General features: G+C 66.9%; 15 protein-coding genes, 2 rRNA genes and 1 other RNA gene (1 of these 18 running past the window's edge). 14 read left to right on the top strand and 4 right to left on the bottom strand.

Features of this window, described 5'->3' with window-relative positions:
- Positions 1-4: 4 nt before the first annotated feature.
- From hemW to pepQ, 4 genes are all read left to right on the top strand, one after another.
- Positions 5-1,165, top strand: a complete 1,161-nt coding sequence (gene hemW, locus LVB87_RS06865; RefSeq protein ID WP_232900145.1) for a radical SAM family heme chaperone HemW — start codon at positions 5-7, stop codon at positions 1,163-1,165.
- A 185-nt stretch (positions 1,166-1,350) separates the two neighbouring features.
- Positions 1,351-3,819, top strand: coding sequence for a DUF1631 domain-containing protein (locus LVB87_RS06860; protein WP_232900143.1), 2,469 nt, complete (start codon positions 1,351-1,353; stop codon positions 3,817-3,819).
- The gene (locus LVB87_RS06855; protein ID WP_232900142.1) at positions 3,816-4,166 is read left to right on the top strand and encodes a PilZ domain-containing protein; all 351 of its coding nucleotides are present in this window, start codon (positions 3,816-3,818) and stop codon (positions 4,164-4,166) included. Before LVB87_RS06860 ends, LVB87_RS06855 begins: the two co-directional genes overlap by 4 nt.
- A gap of 54 nt (positions 4,167-4,220) precedes the next feature.
- A complete protein-coding gene (pepQ, locus tag LVB87_RS06850) occupies positions 4,221-5,540 on the top strand; it encodes a Xaa-Pro dipeptidase (protein WP_232900140.1) in 1,320 nt (439 codons plus the stop codon).
- 10 nt (positions 5,541-5,550) lie between these two features.
- Here the strand turns inward: pepQ and LVB87_RS06845 are convergent, their stop codons facing one another.
- Both LVB87_RS06845 and LVB87_RS06840 read right to left on the bottom strand, forming a co-directional pair.
- Positions 5,551-6,882, bottom strand: coding sequence for an aminopeptidase P N-terminal domain-containing protein (locus tag LVB87_RS06845; protein ID WP_232900139.1), 1,332 nt, complete (start codon positions 6,880-6,882; stop codon positions 5,551-5,553).
- A 1-nt stretch (position 6,883) separates the two neighbouring features.
- Entirely contained in the window at positions 6,884-7,432 is a 549-nt protein-coding gene (locus LVB87_RS06840) for a UPF0149 family protein (protein ID WP_232900137.1), read from the bottom strand.
- A 203-nt stretch (positions 7,433-7,635) separates the two neighbouring features.
- Between LVB87_RS06840 and LVB87_RS06835 the strand changes: the two genes are divergently transcribed.
- The 10 genes from LVB87_RS06835 (at position 7,636) to LVB87_RS06790 (ending at position 20,020) form a co-directional block, all read left to right on the top strand.
- Positions 7,636-12,108, top strand: coding sequence for an EAL domain-containing protein (locus tag LVB87_RS06835; protein WP_232900136.1), 4,473 nt, complete (start codon positions 7,636-7,638; stop codon positions 12,106-12,108).
- 44 nt (positions 12,109-12,152) lie between these two features.
- Positions 12,153-12,374, top strand: a complete 222-nt coding sequence (locus tag LVB87_RS06830; protein WP_232900135.1) for a TIGR02449 family protein — start codon at positions 12,153-12,155, stop codon at positions 12,372-12,374.
- Positions 12,371-12,679 (top strand): cell division protein ZapA, encoded by a 309-nt coding sequence (locus tag LVB87_RS06825; protein WP_232900134.1) that lies wholly within the window; start codon positions 12,371-12,373, stop codon positions 12,677-12,679. Before LVB87_RS06830 ends, LVB87_RS06825 begins: the two co-directional genes overlap by 4 nt.
- A gap of 119 nt (positions 12,680-12,798) precedes the next feature.
- Positions 12,799-12,982: non-coding RNA, 6S RNA (gene ssrS / locus LVB87_RS06820), on the top strand.
- Between the two features lie 9 nt (positions 12,983-12,991).
- Positions 12,992-13,594, top strand: coding sequence for a 5-formyltetrahydrofolate cyclo-ligase (locus LVB87_RS06815; protein ID WP_232900133.1), 603 nt, complete (start codon positions 12,992-12,994; stop codon positions 13,592-13,594).
- The gene (locus LVB87_RS06810; protein WP_232900131.1) at positions 13,591-14,067 is read left to right on the top strand and encodes an EVE domain-containing protein; all 477 of its coding nucleotides are present in this window, start codon (positions 13,591-13,593) and stop codon (positions 14,065-14,067) included. The genes LVB87_RS06815 and LVB87_RS06810 overlap by 4 nt, the downstream gene beginning before the upstream one ends.
- Positions 14,064-14,711, top strand: coding sequence for a ribose-5-phosphate isomerase RpiA (gene rpiA / locus LVB87_RS06805; protein WP_232900130.1), 648 nt, complete (start codon positions 14,064-14,066; stop codon positions 14,709-14,711). Before LVB87_RS06810 ends, rpiA begins: the two co-directional genes overlap by 4 nt.
- A gap of 147 nt (positions 14,712-14,858) precedes the next feature.
- On the top strand, positions 14,859-15,488 hold the full coding sequence (gene imuA, locus LVB87_RS06800) for a translesion DNA synthesis-associated protein ImuA (RefSeq protein WP_232900129.1): 630 nt from the start codon (positions 14,859-14,861) through the stop codon (positions 15,486-15,488).
- A 9-nt stretch (positions 15,489-15,497) separates the two neighbouring features.
- Positions 15,498-16,916 (top strand): DNA polymerase Y family protein, encoded by a 1,419-nt coding sequence (locus tag LVB87_RS06795; RefSeq protein WP_232900128.1) that lies wholly within the window; start codon positions 15,498-15,500, stop codon positions 16,914-16,916.
- On the top strand, positions 16,913-20,020 hold the full coding sequence (locus LVB87_RS06790) for an error-prone DNA polymerase (RefSeq protein ID WP_232900127.1): 3,108 nt from the start codon (positions 16,913-16,915) through the stop codon (positions 20,018-20,020). Before LVB87_RS06795 ends, LVB87_RS06790 begins: the two co-directional genes overlap by 4 nt.
- Positions 20,021-20,083: 63 nt before the next feature.
- Here LVB87_RS06790 and rrf read toward each other — a convergent pair.
- Together rrf and LVB87_RS06780 are read right to left on the bottom strand one after the other, a co-directional pair.
- Positions 20,084-20,196 (bottom strand): 5S ribosomal RNA (rrf, locus tag LVB87_RS06785).
- A gap of 141 nt (positions 20,197-20,337) precedes the next feature.
- Positions 20,338-22,232, bottom strand: a 23S ribosomal RNA gene (locus LVB87_RS06780); it runs 977 nt beyond the window's last position.

The following is a 22,232-nucleotide window of genomic DNA, read 5'->3' as shown; positions in this document are numbered from 1 at the left end:
TCCGATGTCCCTGGTCACGCCACCGTTGTCGCTGTACGTCCACCTGCCGTGGTGCGTGCGCAAATGCCCGTACTGCGATTTCAATTCGCATGAGCAGAAGGGCGCGCTGCCGTTCGCCGCGTATGTCGATGCGCTGATCGCCGACCTCGACCAGGACCTGCCGCTCGCCTGGGGGCGCGTGGTGCATTCGGTGTTCTTCGGTGGCGGCACGCCGTCGCTGTTCCCGGCCGACGCTATTGACGCGTTCCTGCAGCAGGCCAGCGCGCGGCTGCGTTTCGCGCCGGGGCTGGAGATCACGCTGGAAACCAATCCGGGCACCGCGGAACATGGGCGCTTCGAGGGCTATCGCGATGCAGGCGTGAATCGCCTGAGCTTCGGCATCCAGAGCTTCGACGACGATTGCCTCAAGCGCCTGGGCCGCATCCACGACAGCCGCGAAGCCGATGCCGCGGTGAAGCTCGCGCAGGACGCCGGCTTCGACAACATCAACCTCGACCTGATGTACGCCCTGCCCGGCCAGACGCTGGAGATGGCGGTGCGCGACGTCGAGCGCGCGATCGCCCTGCAGCCGGCGCACCTGTCGCATTACCAGCTCACGCTCGAACCCAACACGGTGTTCGCCGCGCGCCCGCCGCAGGGCATCCCGGACATCGACCAGAGCTGGGACATCCAGGAGGCCTGCCAGGCACGGATCGCCGAAGCGGGCTTCGGGCACTACGAAGTCTCGTCCTACGCAAAGCCGGGACGGCAGTGCGCGCACAACCTCAATTACTGGCGGTTCGGCGATTACCTGGGGATCGGGGCCGGCGCGCACGGCAAGCTGACGCAGGGGGCGTCGCAATCCATCCTGCGGCGCTGGAAGGTCAAGCACCCGGCCGAGTACCTGGTGAAGGCGGGCACGCCCGCGGCGATCGGCGGCGACGAAACGCTGGCGCCCGAACGCATCCCCTTCGATTACATGCTCAATCTGCTGCGACTGCACGAAGGCTTCGCGCTCGCGTCCTTCGAAGCCCGCACCGGACTGCCGCGCGCGGCCATCGCGCCCCAGCTGGATGCGGCAGTCGCGCGCGGCTGGATCGAGGTCGACGACGCCGGCCACGCAACGCCGACCGAACTCGGGCGACGCTTCACCAACGACGTGGTCGAACTGTTCCTGGCGGACTGAACGGGCCACCCGGCGCGGGTGCTTCGTCCACCGCTTGGCACCGCTCGGCCGGCCAAGCGGCCGCAGGGGTGGCCGCAATCCGTATGGCGTGATAAGAAGCACAAAACCACGTACGAGCGACCATGCCCGTCTCGTTCGATTTGCCCGGTACCCATACTCCCCCGCCCACGCTCGCATCCGCGAATTTGCCGCGGAGGGTTCGGCGCGTCCTCGAACACCTGCTCAGCCTGGTCTCCGACGAGATGGCGCGGCATCTCTCGCAGATGCTCAACGAGCTGGAACAACAGCTCTTCCGCCTCGCCGACCATGCGCGCAATCCGGGCCTGCAGGCCCAGCACATGGAAACGCTGCGCACGCTGCGCCTGAACCGCGCGGACCTGGTGCCCCGTTACCTGATCGGCCTGGAATCGGCGCTCGCGGTCGTCCGCGATCCCAGGACGCCGACCAAGCTGGGCGTGACCGGCACGCACACGCCATCTTTCCGCAACCTCAGCCTGGTCGACGACGAGTCGATGGACGAGGACTCGGTGCTGCGCGACATCGCGCTGCGCCACGAATCGCGCGCCAGCCTGGCGCTGCACCTGCTCGGCCAGCGCTTCGGCGTGCTCGCCGGGCAGCCGGCCTTCGATGCCGAGCGCCTGCCCGTGGGCCCGCAGATCCTCGGCCGGGTGCTGCGCGATGCGTGCAACTCGCTGCAGATCGGCCTGGAAGCGCGCCTGCTGCTGTTCCGCACCTTCGATCGCGTGGTGATGTCGCACTACACGCAGATGGCCGAGACGATGAACGCGCTGCTCGAGCGCGACGGCATCCTCCCGAGCCTGGCCTACGTGCCCATTCGCGTGCGCCCCGTGTTGCAGAACCCCAAGGCGCCGGCGGCCAAGCCGCAGCGCACCCGGGAGACGCGCGGCACGGCCCGCGCCGCCGATCCGGAAAGCTTCGGGCTTGCGGCGGGTGGCACGTCGCACCACGGCGCCGGCACGACCGGCCAAGGCGATGGCCATGCCGGCGGCGGTGCCGGGGGCGGCGGTGGCGGCGCAGGTGGCGGCGGCGGGAGTGGAAGTGGCGGCGGGAGTGGTGCTGCCACGGCACAAACCGACGAGGGCAGCAGCGGTCGCGGCCATGGTGGCGGCGGCAGGTCCCAGGCCGGTGGACGCCGGGCGGGCGACAACGCACCCAATGCCCCGCGCCCGCATACCGCATGGATGGGCGAATCCGATCTCGACGATGGCGGCTTCGACGAAGGCGCGGCGTTCGCCCTGCTGCAGCAATTGCTCTCCGGCCGACGCGACCTGATCGGCAAGCTCCGTCCCGGCCGGGAAGAGAAGCAACGCCAGGAACTCAGCACCACGGATCTGCTCGGTGCGCTCGATGGCATGCCGACCACGGCGGCCTCGCCCACCGGCAGCCAGCGCAGCCTGCTCGACATCAAGCAGACCCTGCTCGCCCAATCGCGGCAGTTGCACGGCAAGGCCGCGCAGTTGTCGCGCGAAGACAGCGATGCCTTCGAATTGCTGGGCATGCTGTACACCCAGATCGAGCGCGAAGTGCGGCGCGACACGCCCGCGGTCGGCCTGCTCGGCCGCCTGCAGGTGCCGCTGCTGCGCGTGGCCTTGCAGGACCGTGCGTTCTTCGTGCGCCAGCAACACCCGGCACGCCAGCTGCTCAATGCCGTCGCCGAATCGGGCGCGAACTGGCTGGGCGACGAGGACGTCGATCCGCAACTCGTGCATTCGCTGCGCAATGCGGTGGAACACGTCGTCCAGAATTTCAAGGAACACCCGACGGCGTTCGAGTCGGCCAACCAGGAGCTGCAGACGAGCCTGCAGCAGCTCGCGCGCAAGGCCGAAGTCGCCGAACGCCGGCATGTCGAGGCCGCGCGCGGCAAGGAAAAGCTGGAGCTGGCCAAGCGCCGCGCCGGCGAGGTGATCGAGCAGTCGGTGCGCGACCAGCGCCTGCCGAAGTTCGTGCGCGCGCTGCTCAACCAGGCCTGGGCCGACGTGCTCACGCTCACGCTGCTGCGCCACGGCGAGGACTCCGACGAGTGGCGAAGCCAGCTCGAAGCCACGCGCCACATCGTGGCGACGACGACCGGCAAGGGCGGCACGACGGCCACGGATCCGAAGCTCACCGAACAGATCGAAGGCTCGCTGGTCCAGGTCGGTTACCACATCGATGAAGCGGCGGCGATCGCGCGCCGCCTCACCACGGGCCTGGCCGAAGAAGAAGACGATCCGGCGTCGCGCACCGAACTTGCGATGAAGCTCAAGGCGCGCGGGCGCCTGGGCGAAGACACCGAATCGCCGCGCCCGAAGCTGGCGCCGCGCAACAAGGAAGAACAGGCCGCGTACGAACACCTGCGCACCCTGCCCTTCGGCACCTGGTTCGAATTCGTCAGCAACCAGCAGGGCGATCGCGTCCGCCGGCGCCTGTCGTGGTTCAGCCCCGTCACCGACAACGCCTTGTTCGTCAACCAGCGCGGCCAGCGCGTCGGCGAGCAATCGCTGGACAGCCTCGCGCGCATGATGGCGATCGGGCAGGCGCACGTGGTCACGGCCGACAAGGGCCGCCTGGTGGATCGCGCCTGGCACGGCGCCCTGAACGCGCTGCGCAGTTTCGCCGGCGGCGGCAACACCCCGCAGGAGGGCACGGCATGATCGACGAATTTCGCCGCGCGCGGCGGCGCAAGGTCGCCGACACGGTGATCGTGATCGACACGATGATCGACGGCGTCATCGGACGCCTGGGCAACCTGTCCGAAACGGGCATGCTGCTGATGGCCAACGTGCCGATGAACGAGGACGCGCTGTACCAGTTCCGCTTCAACCTCAACGACCCGCACGGGCGCGAAAACCCGATCGAAGTCGGCGCCCACCTGCTGTGGCAGGACGCGGCGCACGCCTCGGGCCAGCGCTGGACTGGGTTCCGCTTCATCACGGTGCCGGATGAGCAGATGCGGCAGCTCCGTGAATGGATCGACGGCCCCGGGGGCCAGTTCGAATAACCCCGTCGGCGGGTTTGGCACAATGCAGGGTCTCCGAGTACCACGAGCCCGCCCATGCCCGCCGACCTGTCCCAGCTCTACGCCGACCACCTCGCCACGCTGAAGCAGCGCGCGGACGAAGCGCTGTCGCGCGGGGGCTTCGATGCGCTCGTCGTTCCGAGCGGCCGCCTGCATTACCAGGTGTTCGACGACCGCGATTACCCCTACGCGGTGAATCCGCAGTTCAAGGCGTGGGTGCCGCTCACGCGCGTGCCCGACAGCTGGCTCGTGTACGTGCCCGGCGAGCGACCGAAGGTGGTCTACCTGCAGCCCTTCGACTACTGGCACGTGGTGCCGAAGGCGCCGTCGGGCGACTGGGTCGAGCACATGGACGTGGCGATCATCCGCACGCCGGAAGAAGCCCTGCAGCACCTGCCGAAGGATGCATCGAAGTGCGCGATCCTCGGCGAGCCGCAGAGTGCGCTCGGCGATTTCGTGCCGAACAATCCGCAGGCGGTGGTGGCGTACCTGGAATTCCAGCGCGCGTTCAAGACGCCCTACGAGATCGAGATGATGCGCGCCGCCAGCCGCATCGGCGTGCGCGCGCATCGCGCCGCCGAACGCGCCTTCCGCGCCGGCGCCAGCGAATTCGGCATCCACCTGGCCTATTGCCAAGCCGCGGGCCAGGACGCGAACGACCTGCCCTACAACAACATCGTCGCGCTCAACGAACACGGCGCGGTGCTGCACTACACCGATCGCGACCGCCTGCCGCCCAAGCCGGTGCGCAGCTTCCTGATCGACGCCGGCGCCAGCCATGTCGGTTACGCGTGCGACATCACGCGCACGTATTCGCAGGACACCGGCGATGAATTCCAGGCCCTGATCGACGCCGTCGACGCCGCGCAGCTGCGCATGTGCGACCAGGTGCGCAACGGCTTCGACTATCGCCAGCTGCACCTGGATGCGCATCTGTCGCTGTCGCGCATCCTCAAGGATTTCGGGCTGATCACCGTGTCGCCGGAAGTGGCGGTGGAAACGGGCGTGAGCTCGGCGTTCTTCCCGCACGGCATCGGCCACGGCATCGGCTTGCAGGTGCACGACGTCGCCGGCTTTGCCGAATCCGATCGCGGCGGCACGCTGCCCAAGCCCGAAGGCCATCCCTACCTGCGCCTGACGCGCACGCTCGCACCGGGCATGGCCGTGACCATCGAACCGGGCCTGTACTTCATCGACATGCTGCTGGAGCAGCTCAAGGACCGCGGGCTCGGCCCGAGCGTGGATTGGGCGCGCGTGGACGCATTCCGCCCGTTCGGCGGCATCCGCATCGAGGACGACGTGGTGTGCACCGACGATGCGCCCTTGAACCTGACGCGCGAGGCGTTCGCGGCGTAACGACGGGGCGCTATCGCCCCATGAAGTCTTCGATCGCGTCCGCGTCGCGCACCAGCGCGTCGGTCAGGACGCGATGTCCGTCGGCGGTGATCGCGACATCGTCTTCCGTGCGGATGCCGATGCCGCGCCACTTTGCCGCGACGGTCGTGTCGTCGGGCGCGACGTAAAGCCCGGGCTCGATGGTGAAGACCATGCCCGGCTCGAGCAGGCGCGATTCGCCATCGAGCCGGTACTCGCCCACGTCGTGCACGTCGAGCCCGATCCAGTGGCCGGTCTTGTGGCGATAGAAACGGCGATAGGCGCCGTCGGCGATCGCCTTTTCCAACTTGCCCTTCAACAGGCCCAGGCGCAGCAGGCCTTCGGTGAGCGTTTCCACCGCGGCCTGGTGTCCCGCGTCGTAGGGCACGCCGGGGCGCGCCTGCGCGAGCGCGGCGCGTTGCGCATCGCCGACCAGGTCGTGCAGCGCGCGTTGTTCCTTCGAAAAGCGCCCGTCCACCGGGAAGGTGCGCGTGATGTCGGAGGCGTAGTTGCGGTATTCGGCGCCCGAATCGATCAGCACGAGGTCGCCGGCGCGCGCGGTGGCGTTGTTCGCGCGGTAATGCAGCACGCAGGCGTTCGCGCCGGCGCCGACGATGCTGCCGTACGCGGCTTCGGCGTCGTTGGCGCGGAACACGCGTTCGAGTTCGGCCTGCAGTTCGTACTCGCGCACGCCCGCGCGCGATGCGCGCATCGCGGCCTGGTGCGCGTGCACGCTGATGTCGGCGGCGCGCTGCATCAGCTTGAGTTCGTCGGCCGATTTGAACAGCCGCATCTCGTCGAGCAAGTGCCCGAGTTCGAGGAATTCGTGCGGCGGCTGCGCGCCCATGCGCACCTGCGCACGCACGCGGTTGAGCCAGCCGATCAACTTGAGGTCGAATTCCGCGTCGCGCCCGAAGTGGTAGTACACCCGAGAGCGGCCTTCGAGCAGGCCCGGGAGGATGTCGTCGAGGTCGGCGATGGGGTACGCATCGTCCATGCCGAAGTCGGCGACGGCGCCGTCCTGGCCGGCGCGCGGGCCGTCCCAGGCTTCGCGGTCGGGGTCGCGCTCGCGGCAGAACAGGATCGCCTCGCCGTGCGCGCGGCCGGGCACGAGGACGAGCACGGCCTCGGGTTCCGGGAAACCGGTGAGGTACCAGAAGTCCGAATCCTGCCGGAACGGGTAATGCGTATCGCGGCTGCGGATGCGTTCGGGCGCGGCGGGCAGCACGAGGATCGCGTCCTCGCCGGCCATGCGCATCAGCTGCTTGCGCCGGCGGACGTATGCGGACGTCGGCAGCGAAAGGGGACGCGGCGCGGCGGGCATGTCAGTTGAACTGGCGGCGGTGGCCGGGCGCGAGCACGCAGTCGCCGTGCAGCAGCAGGACCGCGACGCGGACGAACTCTTCGATCTCCGCCAAAGCGTCTTCGTCTTCTTCGTCGCCATCGTCCTGGGCGGTGGCCGTCGCGAGCCCGGCCAGGTCGTGCAGGGCTTCGTTGCCCTCCTCCGACAACGGCGGGTTGGCACCGGCCGCGAGCCCGAACGCACCAAGGAAACCGCGGCACCAGTCGAACAGCGCGCCGCTGCGCTCGCCCAGGGAGGCATCGCCTTCGGGAAGCAGCAGCTCGAACGCGAAACCGCGATCCCCCAATTGCGCGAGGCTCGCCGCGCGCAAAGTATCCAACGGCGAGCCGGCCGGGATTTGCGGCAGTGCCGCATCGGCCATGACCTGGGCCAACCAGTCCGGGGTATCCGCACCGCCGCCGGCGAACCAGCCGCTCAGCGCACCATGCAATTCCGAGGGCGAAAGCGCGAGCGAGTGCCGGGCGATGGCATCTTCGACCGCGGACCAGCTGGGCAATTCGACATCCGGCACGACGGGGCTCCTCGGCGAACGGTCGAAGTGTAACCGGTGGCCGCCCCGGACTTTAGCTTGCGCCGTCGCGGCCGTGGCCTACACTGCGGTTACCGCCATGGGATGCGGAGCCCGTGCGTTCCGACCGCGATCCACGATCGGCCCACCGCGCTGGGGTGCGCGGTGCAGTCGCGACTTTCGCCCTGCTCCTGGCCTTCGTCTCGATGGCCACTTGCGCGTGGGCGGCGCAACGCGATTTCTATTTCCTTCCGCTGGGCGGCGACCGGGGCCTGGCGCAGAACACGGTGACGGCGTTCGCCGAAGACCCGCAAGGCTTCGTCTGGGTCGGCACGCAGGGCGGGCTGCATCGTTACGACGGGCAGCGCTACCACTTGTTCCGCCACGATCCCGGCGATCCGAACACGCTGCCCGACAGCTATGTCACCGCGTTGGCGGTCGAAGGCAAGGATGCGTTGTGGATCGGCACCTACGGCGAATTCATCGCCCGCCTGGACCTGCACGACGGCCGCATCCGTCGCTTCCCCGGCGCGGACGACGGCAGCACGTCGACGTCGCCGCGCAAGCAGGTCGCGGCCGTGTTGCCGGTCGATGGCAAGTTGTACGTCGGCACCTGGGGCGGCTTGCTGCGGTTCGATCCGCGCACCGGCCACAGCGAAGTGCTGCTGTCGATCGATCCGCGCCTGGTCGTGCCCTCGCCGCAGCAAACGCTGTTGCGCGATCGCGATAATGCAGTGTGGTACGCGAGTGCGGCGGGCTTGTATCGATTCGGCGCAGGCGGCGGCGCAGAGCGCATGTCGGACGGTCCGGTGCGCGCGCTCGCCTTCGATCGCAACGGCAAGTTGTGGGTCGGGCGCCCCGATGGCCTGTTCCGCCTGCGCGACGATGGTCGTGCATTGCTGCGTGCGTGGCCGGCGGACGGTGCGAGCGAACCGAGCACCGACGTGCGCGCCATCGCGCAGACGCCCGATCGCCGCCTGTGGTTCTCGGTCTATGGCGATGGCCTGCGGCGTTTCGATCCTGCGAACGGCGAGGCAGACGCGCTGCGCGAATCCGCGGTGAAGGGCGGCCTGGCGGAAAACTCGATCGGGGAATTGCTGGTCGACCGCAGCGGCGCGCTGTGGGTGGGCGGCTTGTTCCGCGGGCCGTCGATCGTCGATCCGATCGGCACGCGCTTCCATTACCTCACCGGCAACGCAACGCAACAAGCGCAGCGCCCCGACATCGGCGGCGAAAGCGTGCGCGCGCTGATGGAGGACGGCACGGGCCAGTGGTGGATCGGCACCGACGGAGGCGCGCTGTATCGCGCCGACGCGCAGGGCGACCACTGGAACGAAGTCGAAGGATTCCGCGAGGCATTGCCGCAAGGCGCGATCCTGTTGCGCGCGATGGCCTTCGCCCCCGCGGACGCCGGACATGCGTGGATCGCGACCACGCGCGGGCTGGCGTCGCTGGACCTGCAGGCAGGCACGGTCACGCCGGTGGCGGTGCCCGGATTCCCGGGCGTGTCCCTGCGCAGCATCGCGCGCGGTTCCGATGGCCGCCTATGGCTGGGCACGCAGGCGATGGGCATGGTGATGTTCGATCCGCGCACCAACCACGCACTCGCCATCGCGCCGCGCGACCCGGTGGCCGTGCACGCGATCACCGTCGATCGCCGCGGCCGCGTGTGGGCCGGCACGAGCGATGGATTGCAGCTCTACGAACCGGCGATCGGCCGCCTGCGCTTCCTCCGACACTCGGCCGACGATGCACATTCGATCGTCGGCAACCTCGTGCGCGCGATCCACGAAGCGGCGGATGGCACGTTGTGGATCGGCACGCACAGCGGCCTGAGCCGCGTGCGCGAATCCGGCGATGCGGTCCATTTCGATCACCCGCTCGCGAACGCGCTCGGCACGCGACCCGCGCCCGTGGTGTTCTCGATCGCCGAATCGCCGCCGGGCCTGCTCTGGCTGGGCACCGACGCGGGCGTGATGCGCTTCGATTCCATCCATGCGCAGGTCCGCATCTACGGCATGCGCGATGGCCTGCAGGATCCCGAATTTAACGGCGGCGCCGCGATGCGCCTGCGCGATGGGCGGCTGGCGCTCGGCGGCGTACGCGGCATCAATGTGTTCGACCCGCGCGACGTGCGCGACAGCCAGTACATGCCACCGGTGCGCCTGTTGTCCGCGCGCTCCGGCGCCACCGCCGCGAACGTGGATCGCGTGGCGTGGGAACCGGGACAAGTGGACGTGCCCGCCGACGCCGGCATGCTGCGCCTGCGCGTGGGCGCGCTGGATTTCGCCGACGTGGGCGACATCCGTTACCGCTATCGACTCGAGGGCTTCGATCCGGACTGGATCGACAATGGCACGCAATCGGAAGTGACCTACACGCGCCTGCCGCCGGGCCACTACACGTTCCGCGCGCAGGCCACGAATCGCGATGGCGTGTGGAATCCGGAAGAGCTGCGCGTCCCGGTGCACATCGCGGCGCCGCTGTGGCGGCATCCGCTCGCGATCGCAGGCTACGTGCTGGCGCTGCTGGCGCTCGCTTGTGCGCTGGCCTGGATGTTCGTGCAGCGCCGCCGGCGCGAACGCGATCATTTCGAGCAACTGCGCGAACGCGAAGAACGCCTCAAGCTCGCGCTGTGGGCATCCGGCGAGTTGTTCTGGGACTACGACCTGGCGCGTCGCGAATTGCGCAGCATGCGCACGCAGGAAGGCGACCAGGCGCGACCGGACATCGAGATCCGCAACGACGTCGAGGAAGCGCACGAGATCCACGAGGACGACCTGCCGCGCGTGCTCGAACGCCTGAAGGCGCACGTGCGTGGCGAGACGCCGCTGTTCCTCTCCGAGCATCGCGTGCGCGGGTTGCGCGGTGCGTGGACGTGGGTGCGCGCACGCGGGCGCGTGGTCGAGCGCAACACGGAAGGGCGGGCGATCCGAGTGGCCGGCACGGCGCGCGACATCTCCGGCAGCCGCACGGCAGAGCGCGAACGCCGCATCGCCAGCGAAGTGCTGCGCAGCATGGCCGAAGCCGTGGCGGTGCTCGATCGCGACTTCCGCTTCGTGTCCGTGAACCCGGCCTTCAGCCGCATCAGCGGATACGGCGACACCGAGGTCATCGGCAAGTCGGCGAGCCTGCTCGACAGCGCGCAGCACGATCCGGATTTCTATCGGCAGGTGCGCGCCGAACTGGAACGCAACGGGCGCTGGTCCGGCGAGATGTGGCAGCAGCGCAAGGATGGCGAAGAGTTCCTGTGCTGGATCGAGAGCAGCGCGGTGCTCGATGCGGTGGGGCAACGCAGCCACTACGTCGCGGTGTTCACCGACATCACCGACAAGAAGCGCGCCGAGCAGGAACTGCGTTACCTGGCCAACTACGACACGCTGACCAGCCTGCCCAACCGCGCGCTGCTGTCCGAGCGCCTGTCGCGCGCCATCGTGCGCGCGCGCCGGCAGGAGAGCCGCATCGGCGTGCTCTTCCTCGACCTGGACCGCTTCAAGGACATCAACGATTCGCTTGGCCACGCGGCGGGCGATCGCATCCTGCGCGCCACCGCGGCGCGCCTGCAGCAGACCGTGGGGCCGCAGCACACCGTGGCACGCCTGGGCGGCGACGAGTTCACCGTGGTGCTCGAGAACCTCGACACCGCGGACGAGGCGGAGAAGATCGCGCGCGAGATCATCACGGCATTCGAAGCGCCGTTGGACGTGGACGACCACCAGGATGTCGCGATCACGCCTTCGATCGGCATCAGCATCTACCCCGACAACGCGCAGGTGCCGACCGACCTGCTCAAGCACGCCGATACCGCGATGTACCAGGCCAAGGCCGCGGGCCGGCGCATCTACATGCGTTACACGGATGCGATGGAGGTGGCGATCCGCCGCCGCGCCACGATTTCCGCGGCGCTGCGCAAGGTGCTGGACCGCAACGAACTGCGCCTGGTGTTCCAGCCGAAACTGTCGCTGCCGCAGGCGCGCATCACGGGCGTGGAAGCCTTGCTGCGCTGGACGAGCCCGGAATACGGCGACATCCCGCCGACGCAGTTCATCCCGCTCGCCGAAGAAAGCGGCCTCATCCTCGAGATCGGCGATTGGGTGCTGCGCGAGGCGTGCCGCACCTTGCAGCGCTGGCGTGCGCACGGGCTGGATCGCCTGACGATGGCGGTGAATGTCTCGGCGCTGCAGCTGCTGCGCGGCGACCTGCCCGGCACCGTGGCGCGCGTGCTGGAGGAAACCGGCGTGCCGGCCGAATACCTGGAGCTGGAGCTGACCGAAAGCGTGGTCATGTCCAACGCCAGCCAGACCGCCGCGACGCTGCAGGCCTTCCGCGAATTGGGCGTGCAGCTGGCGATCGACGACTTCGGCACCGGCTACTCCTCGCTGGCCTACCTCAAGCGCCTGCCGATCACCACGCTGAAGATCGACAAGGAGTTCATCGGCGACCTCACGCGCGATGCGGACGACGAGGCCATCACCAGCACGGTGATCACGATGGCGCACTCCCTCGGCCTGAACGTGGTGGCCGAAGGCGTGGAGGAAGAGGCGCAGGTGCTGTTCCTGCGCGCGCACCGCTGCGATGAGATCCAGGGCTACTGGCTCTCGCCCCCGCTCGACGCACACCGCTGCCTTAGCCTGATCCGCACGTGGGCGCCGGACCTCGATGCGGCGGTCGTACCATGAACGCATGCCTTGACCGCCCCCCGGGCGGCTCCTAACCTCAGCGCATGGATCCGGCCGACTCCCTCGCCCAGCTGCAGGCCCTGGCCGCGCGAATCGACCAGCTCGCTGCGCTTGCGCAGCGCCTGACCGAAGAAAACCGCAGCCTGCGCCTGCAGCAGGAACAGCTGGCCGGCGAACGCGCGCAGTTGCTCGCCAAGAACGAACAGGCGCGCTCGCGCGTGGAAGCGATGATCACCCGGCTCAAGTCGCTGGAGCAGCACACGTGAGCAAGCCCGCCAGCGAACCGGTCAACATCCGCATCCTTGATCGCGAATACACCGTGGGTTGCGAGCCCGACGAACGCGACGGACTGATGGCGGCGGCGAAGCTGCTCGATTCGAAGATGCGTGAAGTGCGTGGCGGCAACCGCATGGCCGCGCTCGACCGCGTGGCCGTGCTGGCGGCGCTGAACCTCGCACATGAATTGCAGCAGGCGCGCACCGAAGGCGAACGCCGCGACCGCGAACTCGCGCGCACCGTCGGCGCCATGCAGCGCAAACTCGACGATCTTTTCGAAACGCCCCAGGCGTGACGCGGCACGAAAGCATTGCGCGATGCGCGTGCACGGAATGCATGCAGTGCTGAATCGGACCTGCGCCACGACCGACGAACGGACTATCGCTTTCGGAAGGCGGCGCTATACTTCGTCGGCGTCCTCTGCTGTGCCGACGGCGCGCGCAAACATTCGCCTTGTCCCTTACAGACGACCACGGGGATGCGACGGAAACCGGGTGTGCAGGTCCGCCATGAGCGGGAAGCCCGATGGTCACCAAGCATTCCCACTTGAACCCCGGGTTCAAGGTCGTTTCGCGCGCATCGTCACGGCGGAGGATGTTTTTTTTCGATGAATCCCTCCCCCGACTCGCACGCACGCGACACACTGCGACGCGAGCTCCGCGCGAAGCGTCGCGCCCTTCCCGCCGCCACCCGCATCGCCGCCGCCGAAGCGCTCGCTTCGCGCTTGCTGACGTTGCCGTTCGCGCCGGTGTCCGGGCCGGTCGCGGGCTATTGGGCGATGGATGGCGAGATGGCCTTGCATGTCTGGCAAATGCGCTTGCCCCGCGAATGCACGTATTGCCTGCCGGTGCTGCATGAAGACGGACGATTGCGTTTCGCGCCCTGGCGCGCGGGCGCAGCGTTGGCGACCAACCGTTTCGGCATTCCCGAACCCGACGTGCCTGCCTCTGCATTGCTGCCCGCGGAGGCGATGGCCTTCGTCGTTGCGCCGCTCGTCGCCTTCGATGCACGGGGGCATCGCCTCGGCATGGGGGGCGGCTGGTACGATCGCACCTTCGCATTCCGCCGCGACCGCGCGGCGCCGCCACAGCTCGTAGGCGCGGCCTTCGCGGCGCAGCAAGTCGAATCGGTGTTCCCCGAATCCTGGGACATGCCGCTCGACGCACTGTGCACCGAATCCGACACGCACCTGTTCGAAGCCACGCCATGAGCCCCCCGCGACGCTATTGGTTGATGAAGACCGAGCCGGATACGTTCTCGATCGACGATCTGGAGCGCGTCGGCACCGAACCCTGGAACGGCGTGCGCAACTACCAGGCGCGCAACCACATGCGCGCGATGCAGCCCGGCGACGGCGTGTTCCTCTATCACTCCAGCTGCCCGGTGCCCGGCATCGCGGGGCTGGCGACGGTGGCGAGCGAGGCGTATCCGGATCCGACGCAGTTCGATCGCAAGTCCGACTACTACGACGAGAAAAGCAATCGCGAGGATCCGCGCTGGTCGCTCGTCGACGTGAAGTTCGATCGCAAGCTCGCGGACGTGATCACGCTCGATGAGATCAAACAGCATGCCGACGCACTGGGCGAGGAATTCGCGCTCATCCGCCGCGGCAATCGGCTGTCCGTGCTGCCGGTGACCGCCGCGCAGTGGAAGACCCTCTTGAAGCTGGAAAAGAAGCGATGAGCGAAGCCAAGCGCCTGGCCGCGGAAAAGGCCATCGATTACGTCGAGGATGGAATGATCGTGGGCGTGGGCACGGGATCGACCGTCGCCTACTTCATCGATGCGCTCGCGCGCATCCGCGACCGCATCGCGGGCACGGTGTCCAGTTCGGAGCAGAGCTCGCAGCGCCTGCGCGCGCACGGCATCGAGGTGCTCGACCTCAATGCCACCGGTGCGTTGTCGTTGTACGTGGACGGCGCCGACGAATGCGATCCGCACAAGCGCCTGATCAAGGGCGGCGGCGGCGCGCTGACGCGCGAGAAGATCATCGCCGAGGCGAGCAAGCGCTTCATCTGCATCGTCGATCCGGCCAAGCGCGTGGACGTGCTGGGCAAGTTCCCGCTGCCGGTCGAAGTGATCCCGATGGCGCGCAGCCTGGTGGCGCGCGAGATCCTCGCGCGCACGGGCGGCCAGCCGGTGTGGCGCGATGGCGTGACCACCGACAACGGCAACTGGATCCTCGACGTGCACGGGTTGTCGATCGTCGATCCGGTGGGGCTGGAGCGGGAACTGGCACAGATCCCGGGCGTGGTGTGCGTGGGGCTGTTCGCACGTCGCGCGGCGGATGTGGTGATCGTCGGCGGCGAGCCGCCGTTGGTGCTCTGATCCGCGCAAGCGCTTGATTCAGTTGAGGGAACGGCTGAGCTAGCCCCCACTTCCGTCTCGCCGTCGCGGTGTTAGTATTGCTACTAACATGCGACGCTTCCCTTTCATTCCGGTCTTCCTTCCCTCGTTCGCAACGCGGGCTCGCGCATGAGCACGGTCGTCGCCCTCGACGGCCTGCTGGCGACGCGCCGACTGTGGCGCGGACAGCCTGCAAGGCAGGCGCCGTCCGATGCGATCGCCACCGGATGGGAAGCGCTCGATGCGGTGCTGCCCGGTGGCGGGTGGCCGCAGGGTGCGTTGAGCGAAATCCTGTTGCCGGCCGACGGTGTCGGCGAACTGCGCCTGGTGTGGCCTGCGCTCGCACGCCTGGCGCAGGGCGAGGGCGTGATCGCCGTGGTCGCGCCGCCTTATCGGCCTTATGCGCCGGCGTGGCTGGCCGCGGGCTTGCGCCATGCCGCGCTGCAGGTGATCGACGCCAATCCGCGCGATGCCTTGTGGGCCACCGAGCAATGCTTGCGCTCGGGTGCGTGCAGCGCGGTCTTGTGTTGGCCGCAGAAAGCGGACGATCGCGCGTTGCGTCGCCTGCAGGTCGCAGCGGAAACCGGGCGCACGCCGGGGTTCGCATTCCGTCCCGTGCAGGCGGCGACGAATCCTTCGCCAGCGCCTTTGCGCATCGCGATCGACACCGCGCCGCATCGCCTGCGCGTCCTGAAGTGTCGCGGCGCGTTGGTCCCGCCTGCGCCGCTGCCCTTCCCTGCCGTCGCGCAGCCCGGATGAGGCATTGCCATGCAGTGGGCTTGCGTGTTGTTGCCGCAGTTGGCGATGGATGGTGTCCTCCGTCGCCTGGAGACTTCGACCGATGCGGCGATCGCGTTGGTGGAAGGCCCGGTGCAACGTCGCGTGTTGCATGCGGTGACGCCCGCGGCGCGTGCGCTCGGGTTGCGTCCCGGTTTGTCGCTTGCGGCAGCGCAGGCGCTGAGTACGCGATTCAAGGCGGTCGAACTCGACCCGGCTGACGTCGAACGCTGGCGTGCATTGCTGGCCGCGTGGGCGTATCGCTTCAGCTCGCAGGTGAGCACCGACCTGCCGCATGCGTTGTCGCTCGAAGTCGGGCACAGCCTGCGTCTGTTCGGTCCGTGGCCGCGACTGGAAGCACGCATGCGCGAGGAGTTGCGCGCGCTCGGGTTCCGCCATCGCATCGTGGCCGCCCCCAATCCGCATGCGGCCCGCGTGCTCGCCAACGTGCACGACGGGTACGCCTACGATCACCACACCTTGGGCAATGCGCTCGGTCAATTGCCGCTGGAACGCGCGGGGTTGCCGCGCGAGGTCGCCTTCGCGCTCTCGCGCATGGGAGTGCGCAAGTTGCGGCAGGTGTTCGCGTTGCCGCGCGATGCGTTGACGCGCCGGTTTCCGCCGGCGGTGCTCGACCATCTGGATGCATTGCGCGGCGGATTGGTGCCGCCCCTGCGCTGCTATGTGCCGCCGGATCATTTCGAAGGGCGGATCGAGTTCGAAGGCGAGGTCGAATCCAGCCAGGCATTGCTGTTCCCTTTGCGTCGGCTTTCGCAGGATCTCGCGGCGTTCCTGGCGGGGCGCGATGGCGGCGTGCAGCGCTACACGCTCGTGCTCGAACACGAGCGCTGCGAGGACAGCGAGGTGCAAGTGGGCCTGCTCACGCCGCAACGCGACGCGAACATGTTGTTCGAACTGGGGCGCGGGCGTCTGGAGCAGGCGCGATTGCCAGCGCCGGTGCGCGGCTTCCGTTTGGTGGCGCGCGAGTTGCCGCCGTTCGTGCCGGCGGCGCGGGATCTGTTCGAAACACGCGCGCAGCAGGACGTGCCTTGGCCTCAATTGCGCGAGCGCCTGCGTGCGCGGTTGGGCGACGAGGCGGTGCATGGCATCGGACATGCGCCGGAACATCGGCCCGAACGCGTGGCAATGGCGGGCAAGCCGGTGCCGGAAGCGCGGCCGCGCCCGGGTTGGTTGTTGCCGCACGTGGTGCCGCTGCGCGATCACGCGATGCGCGTGCTCGCCGGACCCGAACGCATCGAAAGCGGATGGTGGGACGGCGGGGACGTGCGGCGCGATTACTACGTCGTCGAGACTTCGATGGGGCAACGGGCGTGGGCCTTCTGCCCCGCGGGCGAGCCGGTCGCGATGCAGGGGCCTTCGTATTTCATGTTGCATGGGTGGTTCGCATGAGCGGCCTGCCTGCCTACGCGGAACTGCACTGCCTGTCGAACTTCAGCTTCCAGCGCGGAGCCTCGAGCGCACAGGAGTTGTTCGAACGCGCGAAGCAGCAAGGCTATTCGGCACTCGCGATCACCGACGAGTGTTCCCTCGCCGGCATCGTGCGTGCGTTGGAAGCGTCGGAAGCCACGGGCGTGCCCTTGATCGTAGGCAGCGAGATCGCGCTCGAGGACGGGCCGAAGCTAGTGTTGCTGGTGGAGACGCAGGCGGGATATCGCGCGTTGTGCGAGCTGGTCACGACGGCACGGCGGCGCGCAGGCAAGGGGGCGTATCGCGCGTTGCGCGCGGATTTCGAACGCCCGCTCGATGGGCTGCTCGCATTGTGGATGCCGCGGGGCGATGCGGGACGCGATGAAGCCGAAGCTGCCTGGATCGGCGCGACGTTCCCGCAACGCGCCTGGGTGGCAGCGCACCTGCATCGCGGGCCGGACGATGCGGCGCGACGGGCGCAGTTGTCGGCGTTATCCGGGCGTTTCGGTTTTCCCGTCGTTGCGTGCGGCGATGTGCACATGCATGTGCGCAAGCGACGCGCGCTGCAGGACACGATGACGGCGATCCGATTGCATACCACGCTGTCGGAAGCGGGACGTGCGTTGTTCCCGAACGGCGAACGGCACCTGCGCACGCGCCAGGCCTTGCAGGCGATCCATCCGGCCGAATGGCTGGCCGAGTCGGTGCTGGTCGCGGCGCGTTGTCGATTCGGGTTGCGCCAGATCGCGTATGCCTATCCGCGCGAGCTCGTGCCGGACGGCATGACGTCGGCGCAATGGCTGCGCCAACTGGTGGAGGACGGCATCCACGCGCGCTGGGCGAAGGCGAAGTCGGGCGAGAAGGAACGTGCGAAGGCGCGCGAACTGATCGAGAAGGAACTGGCGATCATCGCGCGGCTGGGCTACGAGTCGTATTTCCTCACCGTGCACGACATCGTGCGCTTCGCGCGCAGCCAGGCAATCCTGTGCCAGGGGCGCGGTTCCGCCGCCAATTCGGCGGTGTGCTATGCGCTGGGCATCACCGAGCTGCAACCGGGCGAAATGGAGATGTTGTTCGAGCGTTTCGTGTCGGAGGAGCGCAACGAGCCGCCCGACATCGATGTCGACTTCGAACATGAGCGGCGCGAGGAAGTGCTGCAGTACGTGTTCGGGCGTTATGGACGCGAGCGGGCGGCACTGGCGGCGGTGGTGATCCGGTATCGCGGGCGCAGCGCGGTGCGCGACGTCGCGCGCGCATTGGGCCTGCCGCCGGACCAGGTGGATGAGCTCGCGAAGACCATGGACCGGTGGAGCAGCGATGTGCCGATGCCCGACCACCTGCGCGAGCATGGCTTCGATCCCGAATCGCCGCTGTTGCGGCGCGTGCTTGCGATCTCGGACGAATTGCTCGGGTTCCCGCGGCATTTGTCGCAGCATCCCGGCGGGTTTGTCATCTCCGAGCATCCCTTGTCGACGCTGGTGCCGGTGGAGAACGCGGCGATGGACGATCGCACCGTGATCCAGTGGGACAAGGACGACCTCGATGTCATGAAGCTGTTGAAGGTCGATTGCCTCGCGCTGGGCATGCTGACGTGTGTGCGCAAGACCTTCGACTTGCTGCGCACCAACGGGCGTCGCGACATCGGCCTCGACGATATTCCGCCCGGCGACGATGCGACCTACGCGATGATCCGCAAGGCGGATACGGTCGGCACGTTCCAGATTGAATCGCGTGCGCAGATGGCGATGCTGCCGCGATTGAAACCGCGGGTGTTCTACGACCTGGTCGTCCAGGTGGCGATCGTACGGCCCGGCCCGATCCAGGGCGACATGGTCCATCCCTACCTGCGCCGCCGGAATGGCGAAGAACCGGTGACGTATCCCTCGGATGCGTTGCGCGAGGTCTTCAAGCGCACGCTCGGCGTGCCTTTGTTCCAGGAGCAGGTGATGCAACTGGCGATCGTCGCGGCGGATTACACGCCGGGCGAGGCCGATCAGTTGCGGCGCTCGATGGCGGCATGGAAGCGCTATGGCGGCATGGAGCACCACCGCCAAAAGATCATCGCCGGCATGTTGCGCAATGGGTATACGACGGCATTCGCCGAGCAGATCTTCGAGCAGATCAAAGGATTCGGCAGTTACGGGTTCCCGGAGTCACATGCGGCGAGCTTTGCGTTGATCGCGTATTCGAGCAGTTGGCTGAAATGCCACGAGCCAGCGGCGTTCGCGGCGGCGTTGATCAACTCGCAGCCGATGGGCTTCTATGCGCCGAGCCAGATCGTGCAGGACGTGCGGCGCCATGGCGTGCTGGTGCGGCCCGTCGATGTGCGATTCAGCGATTGGGATTGCACGTTGGAATCGCTGGGTGCGGATCGTCAGCCTGCGTTGCGCATGGGACTGCGCTTGGTGGATGGATTCCGGCAGGGAGATGCGGAGCGGTTGTCGGCGGCGCGGGCGGCCCATGCGTTCGTCGATGTCACCGACGTTTGCGTTCGTGCGCAGCTCGATGCGCGTGCACGCGGGTTGCTCGCCGATGCCGGTGCGCTGCGTGGATTGGCGGGCCATCGACACAAGGCACGATGGGCGGCGGCAGGTGTCGAAGCGCAGCGACCGTTGTTCGATGCGGTGGGGGCGACGGTGGAAGACGCGGTGGCGTTGCCGCTGCCGACGGCGGAAGACGAAGTCCGCACGGATTACGCGACGACAGGGCTGACGCTCGGTCGACATCCTTTGCACTTGTTGCGATCGCGGCTCCGGGCGCGGCGGTTTCGCCGGTCTTCGGAATTGCGCGCGATGCCGCATGGGCGCGATGTCGCATTCGCAGGGCTCGTGACCTTGCGGCAGCGCCCGCAAACGGCAAGCGGTGTCACTTTCCTCACGCTCGAAGACGAGGACGGATTGGTCAACGTGGTCGTCTGGCGCCAGGTGGCCGACGAACAACGGCGCCCCCTGCTCGAGTCGCGATTGCTGGCCGTGGAAGGCCGGCTGGAATCGAAGGACGGCGTGCAACACCTGATCGCGCGACGCTTGTCGAACCTGTCGACGATGCTCGGGCCGCTGGTGGCGGAGTCGCGCGACTTTCGCTGACTAACCCATTCCATGGCGCAAAGAAAAACCCCGCCGGAAGTCCGGCGGGGTTTTGTTGTAAGGCCCTGGCGATGACCTACTCTCGCATGCGGATGCACACTACCATCGGCGCGGCTGCGTTTCACTTCCGAGTTCGGAATGGGATCGGGTGGTGCCACAGCGCTATTGTCACCAGGGAGAGGGTGGAGGGTCGCGGTCCAATCGATGGATTGGTCGCGCTCACGCTCTCAGAGGGTGGGAAGTAGCGAGTTGCTTCTTGCGAAGCTTGGGGCGAATGCCATCGACGTGTTGTCGAGGATAAGGCCACTTGAGGTGATATGGTCAAGCCACACGGATCATTAGTACACGTTAGCTCAACAGGTTGCCCTGCTTACACACCGTGCCTATCAACCACCTGGTCTTGATGGTTCCTTCAGGGGACTAAAGTCCCGGGAGATCTCATCTTGAGGCGCGCTTCCCGCTTAGATGCTTTCAGCGGTTATCGCTTCCGAACGTAGCTACCCGGCAATGCCACTGGCGTGACAACCGGAACACCAGGGGTTCGTCCACTCCGGTCCTCTCGTACTAGGAGCAGCCCCTCTCAAATCTCCAACGCCCACGACAGATAGGGACCGAACTGTCTCACGACGTTCTGAACCCAGCTCGCGTACCACTTTAAATGGCGAACAGCCATACCCTTGGGACCGACTACAGCCCCAGGATGTGATGAGCCGACATCGAGGTGCCAAACACCGCCGTCGATATGAACTCTTGGGCGGTATCAGCCTGTTATCCCCGGAGTACCTTTTATCCGTTGAGCGATGGCCCTTCCATACAGAACCACCGGATCACTAAGACCTACTTTCGTACCTGCTTGATCCGTCGATCTTGCAGTCAAGCACGCTTATGCCTTTGCACACAGTGCGCGATGTCCGACCGCGCTGAGCGTACCTTCGTGCTCCTCCGTTACACTTTGGGAGGAGACCGCCCCAGTCAAACTACCCACCATACACGGTCCCCGACCCGGATCACGGGCCCAGGTTAGAACGTCAAGCACATCAGGGTGGTATTTCAAGGTTGCCTCCACCGAAGCTAGCGCCTCGGTTTCACAGGCTCCCACCTATCCTACACAGACGAACTCAACGTTCAGTGTAAAGCTGTAGTAAAGGTTCACGGGGTCTTTCCGTCTTGCCGCGGGAACGCTGCATCTTCACAGCGATTTCAATTTCACTGAGTCTCGGGTGGAGACAGCGCCGCTGTCGTTACGCCATTCGTGCAGGTCGGAACTTACCCGACAAGGAATTTCGCTACCTTAGGACCGTTATAGTTACGGCCGCCGTTTACTGGGGCTTCGATCAAGAGCTTCGCCTTGCGGCTGACCCCATCAATTAACCTTCCAGCACCGGGCAGGCGTCACACCCTATACGTCCACTTTCGTGTTTGCAGAGTGCTGTGTTTTTGATAAACAGTCGCAGCGGCCTGGTTTCTGCGACCGCTCCCAGCTATAGCCCGCATGGGCCACCAGAAGCGGTGCACCTTCTCCCGAAGTTACGGTGCCATGTTGCCTAGTTCCTTCACCCGAGTTCTCTCAAGCGCCTGAGAATTCTCATCCTGCCCACCTGTGTCGGATTACGGTACGGTCTGCGTCAGCTGAAGCTTAGGGGCTTTTCCTGGAAGCGTGGGATTAGTGACTTCAGCCAAATGGCCTGGTCTCGCTGCTCGGTGTTGACCCTCCGGATTTGCCAAGAGGATCCACCTACCTGCTTTCCCCGGGACAACCAACGCCCGGTACACCTACCCTTCTCCGTCCCCCCATCGCACTGACGCGAGGTGCTGGAATATTAACCAGCTTCCCATCGACTACGCATTTCTGCCTCGCCTTAGGGGCCGACTCACCCTGCGCCGATGAACGTTGCGCAAGGAAACCTTGGGCTTTCGGCGTGGAGGCTTTTCACCCCCATTATCGTTACTCATGTCAGCATTCGCACTTCCGATACCTCCAGCGGACTTCTCAATCCACCTTCATCGGCTTACGGAACGCTCCTCTACCGCGCACATTGCTGTGCACCCCAAGCTTCGGTTCATCGCTTAGCCCCGTTAAATCTTCCGCGCAGACCGACTCGACCAGTGAGCTATTACGCTTTCTTTAAAGGGTGGCTGCTTCTAAGCCAACCTCCTGGCTGTCTGTGCCTTTCCACATCGTTCACCACTGAGCGATGAATTTGGGACCTTA

Origin of the sequence: Lysobacter sp. KIS68-7, assembly GCF_021284745.1 — a bacterium.
Classification (GTDB): Bacteria; Pseudomonadota; Gammaproteobacteria; order Xanthomonadales; family Xanthomonadaceae; genus Noviluteimonas.
Note: the sequence above shows the minus strand (reverse complement) of the source record. Positions and strands in the feature narration are given on the sequence as shown.

What these genes read in the sequence shown, in the direction of transcription:
- rpiA (WP_232900130.1), top strand. Translation starts at nt 14,064, where the DNA reads ATGAGCGAAGCCAAGCGCCTGGCCGCGGAAAAGGCCATCGATTACGTC.
- hemW (WP_232900145.1), top strand. Translation starts at nt 5, where the DNA reads ATGTCCCTGGTCACGCCACCGTTGTCGCTGTACGTCCACCTGCCGTGG.
- LVB87_RS06830 (WP_232900135.1), top strand. Translation starts at nt 12,153, where the DNA reads ATGGATCCGGCCGACTCCCTCGCCCAGCTGCAGGCCCTGGCCGCGCGA.
- pepQ (WP_232900140.1), top strand. Translation starts at nt 4,221, where the DNA reads ATGCCCGCCGACCTGTCCCAGCTCTACGCCGACCACCTCGCCACGCTG.
- LVB87_RS06790 (WP_232900127.1), top strand. Translation starts at nt 16,913, where the DNA reads ATGAGCGGCCTGCCTGCCTACGCGGAACTGCACTGCCTGTCGAACTTC.
- imuA (WP_232900129.1), top strand. Translation starts at nt 14,859, where the DNA reads ATGAGCACGGTCGTCGCCCTCGACGGCCTGCTGGCGACGCGCCGACTG.
- LVB87_RS06845 (WP_232900139.1), bottom strand. Translation starts at nt 6,882, where the DNA reads ATGCCCGCCGCGCCGCGTCCCCTTTCGCTGCCGACGTCCGCATACGTC.
- LVB87_RS06815 (WP_232900133.1), top strand. Translation starts at nt 12,992, where the DNA reads ATGAATCCCTCCCCCGACTCGCACGCACGCGACACACTGCGACGCGAG.
- LVB87_RS06810 (WP_232900131.1), top strand. Translation starts at nt 13,591, where the DNA reads ATGAGCCCCCCGCGACGCTATTGGTTGATGAAGACCGAGCCGGATACG.
- LVB87_RS06835 (WP_232900136.1), top strand. Translation starts at nt 7,636, where the DNA reads ATGGCCACTTGCGCGTGGGCGGCGCAACGCGATTTCTATTTCCTTCCG.
- LVB87_RS06795 (WP_232900128.1), top strand. Translation starts at nt 15,498, where the DNA reads ATGCAGTGGGCTTGCGTGTTGTTGCCGCAGTTGGCGATGGATGGTGTC.
- LVB87_RS06855 (WP_232900142.1), top strand. Translation starts at nt 3,816, where the DNA reads ATGATCGACGAATTTCGCCGCGCGCGGCGGCGCAAGGTCGCCGACACG.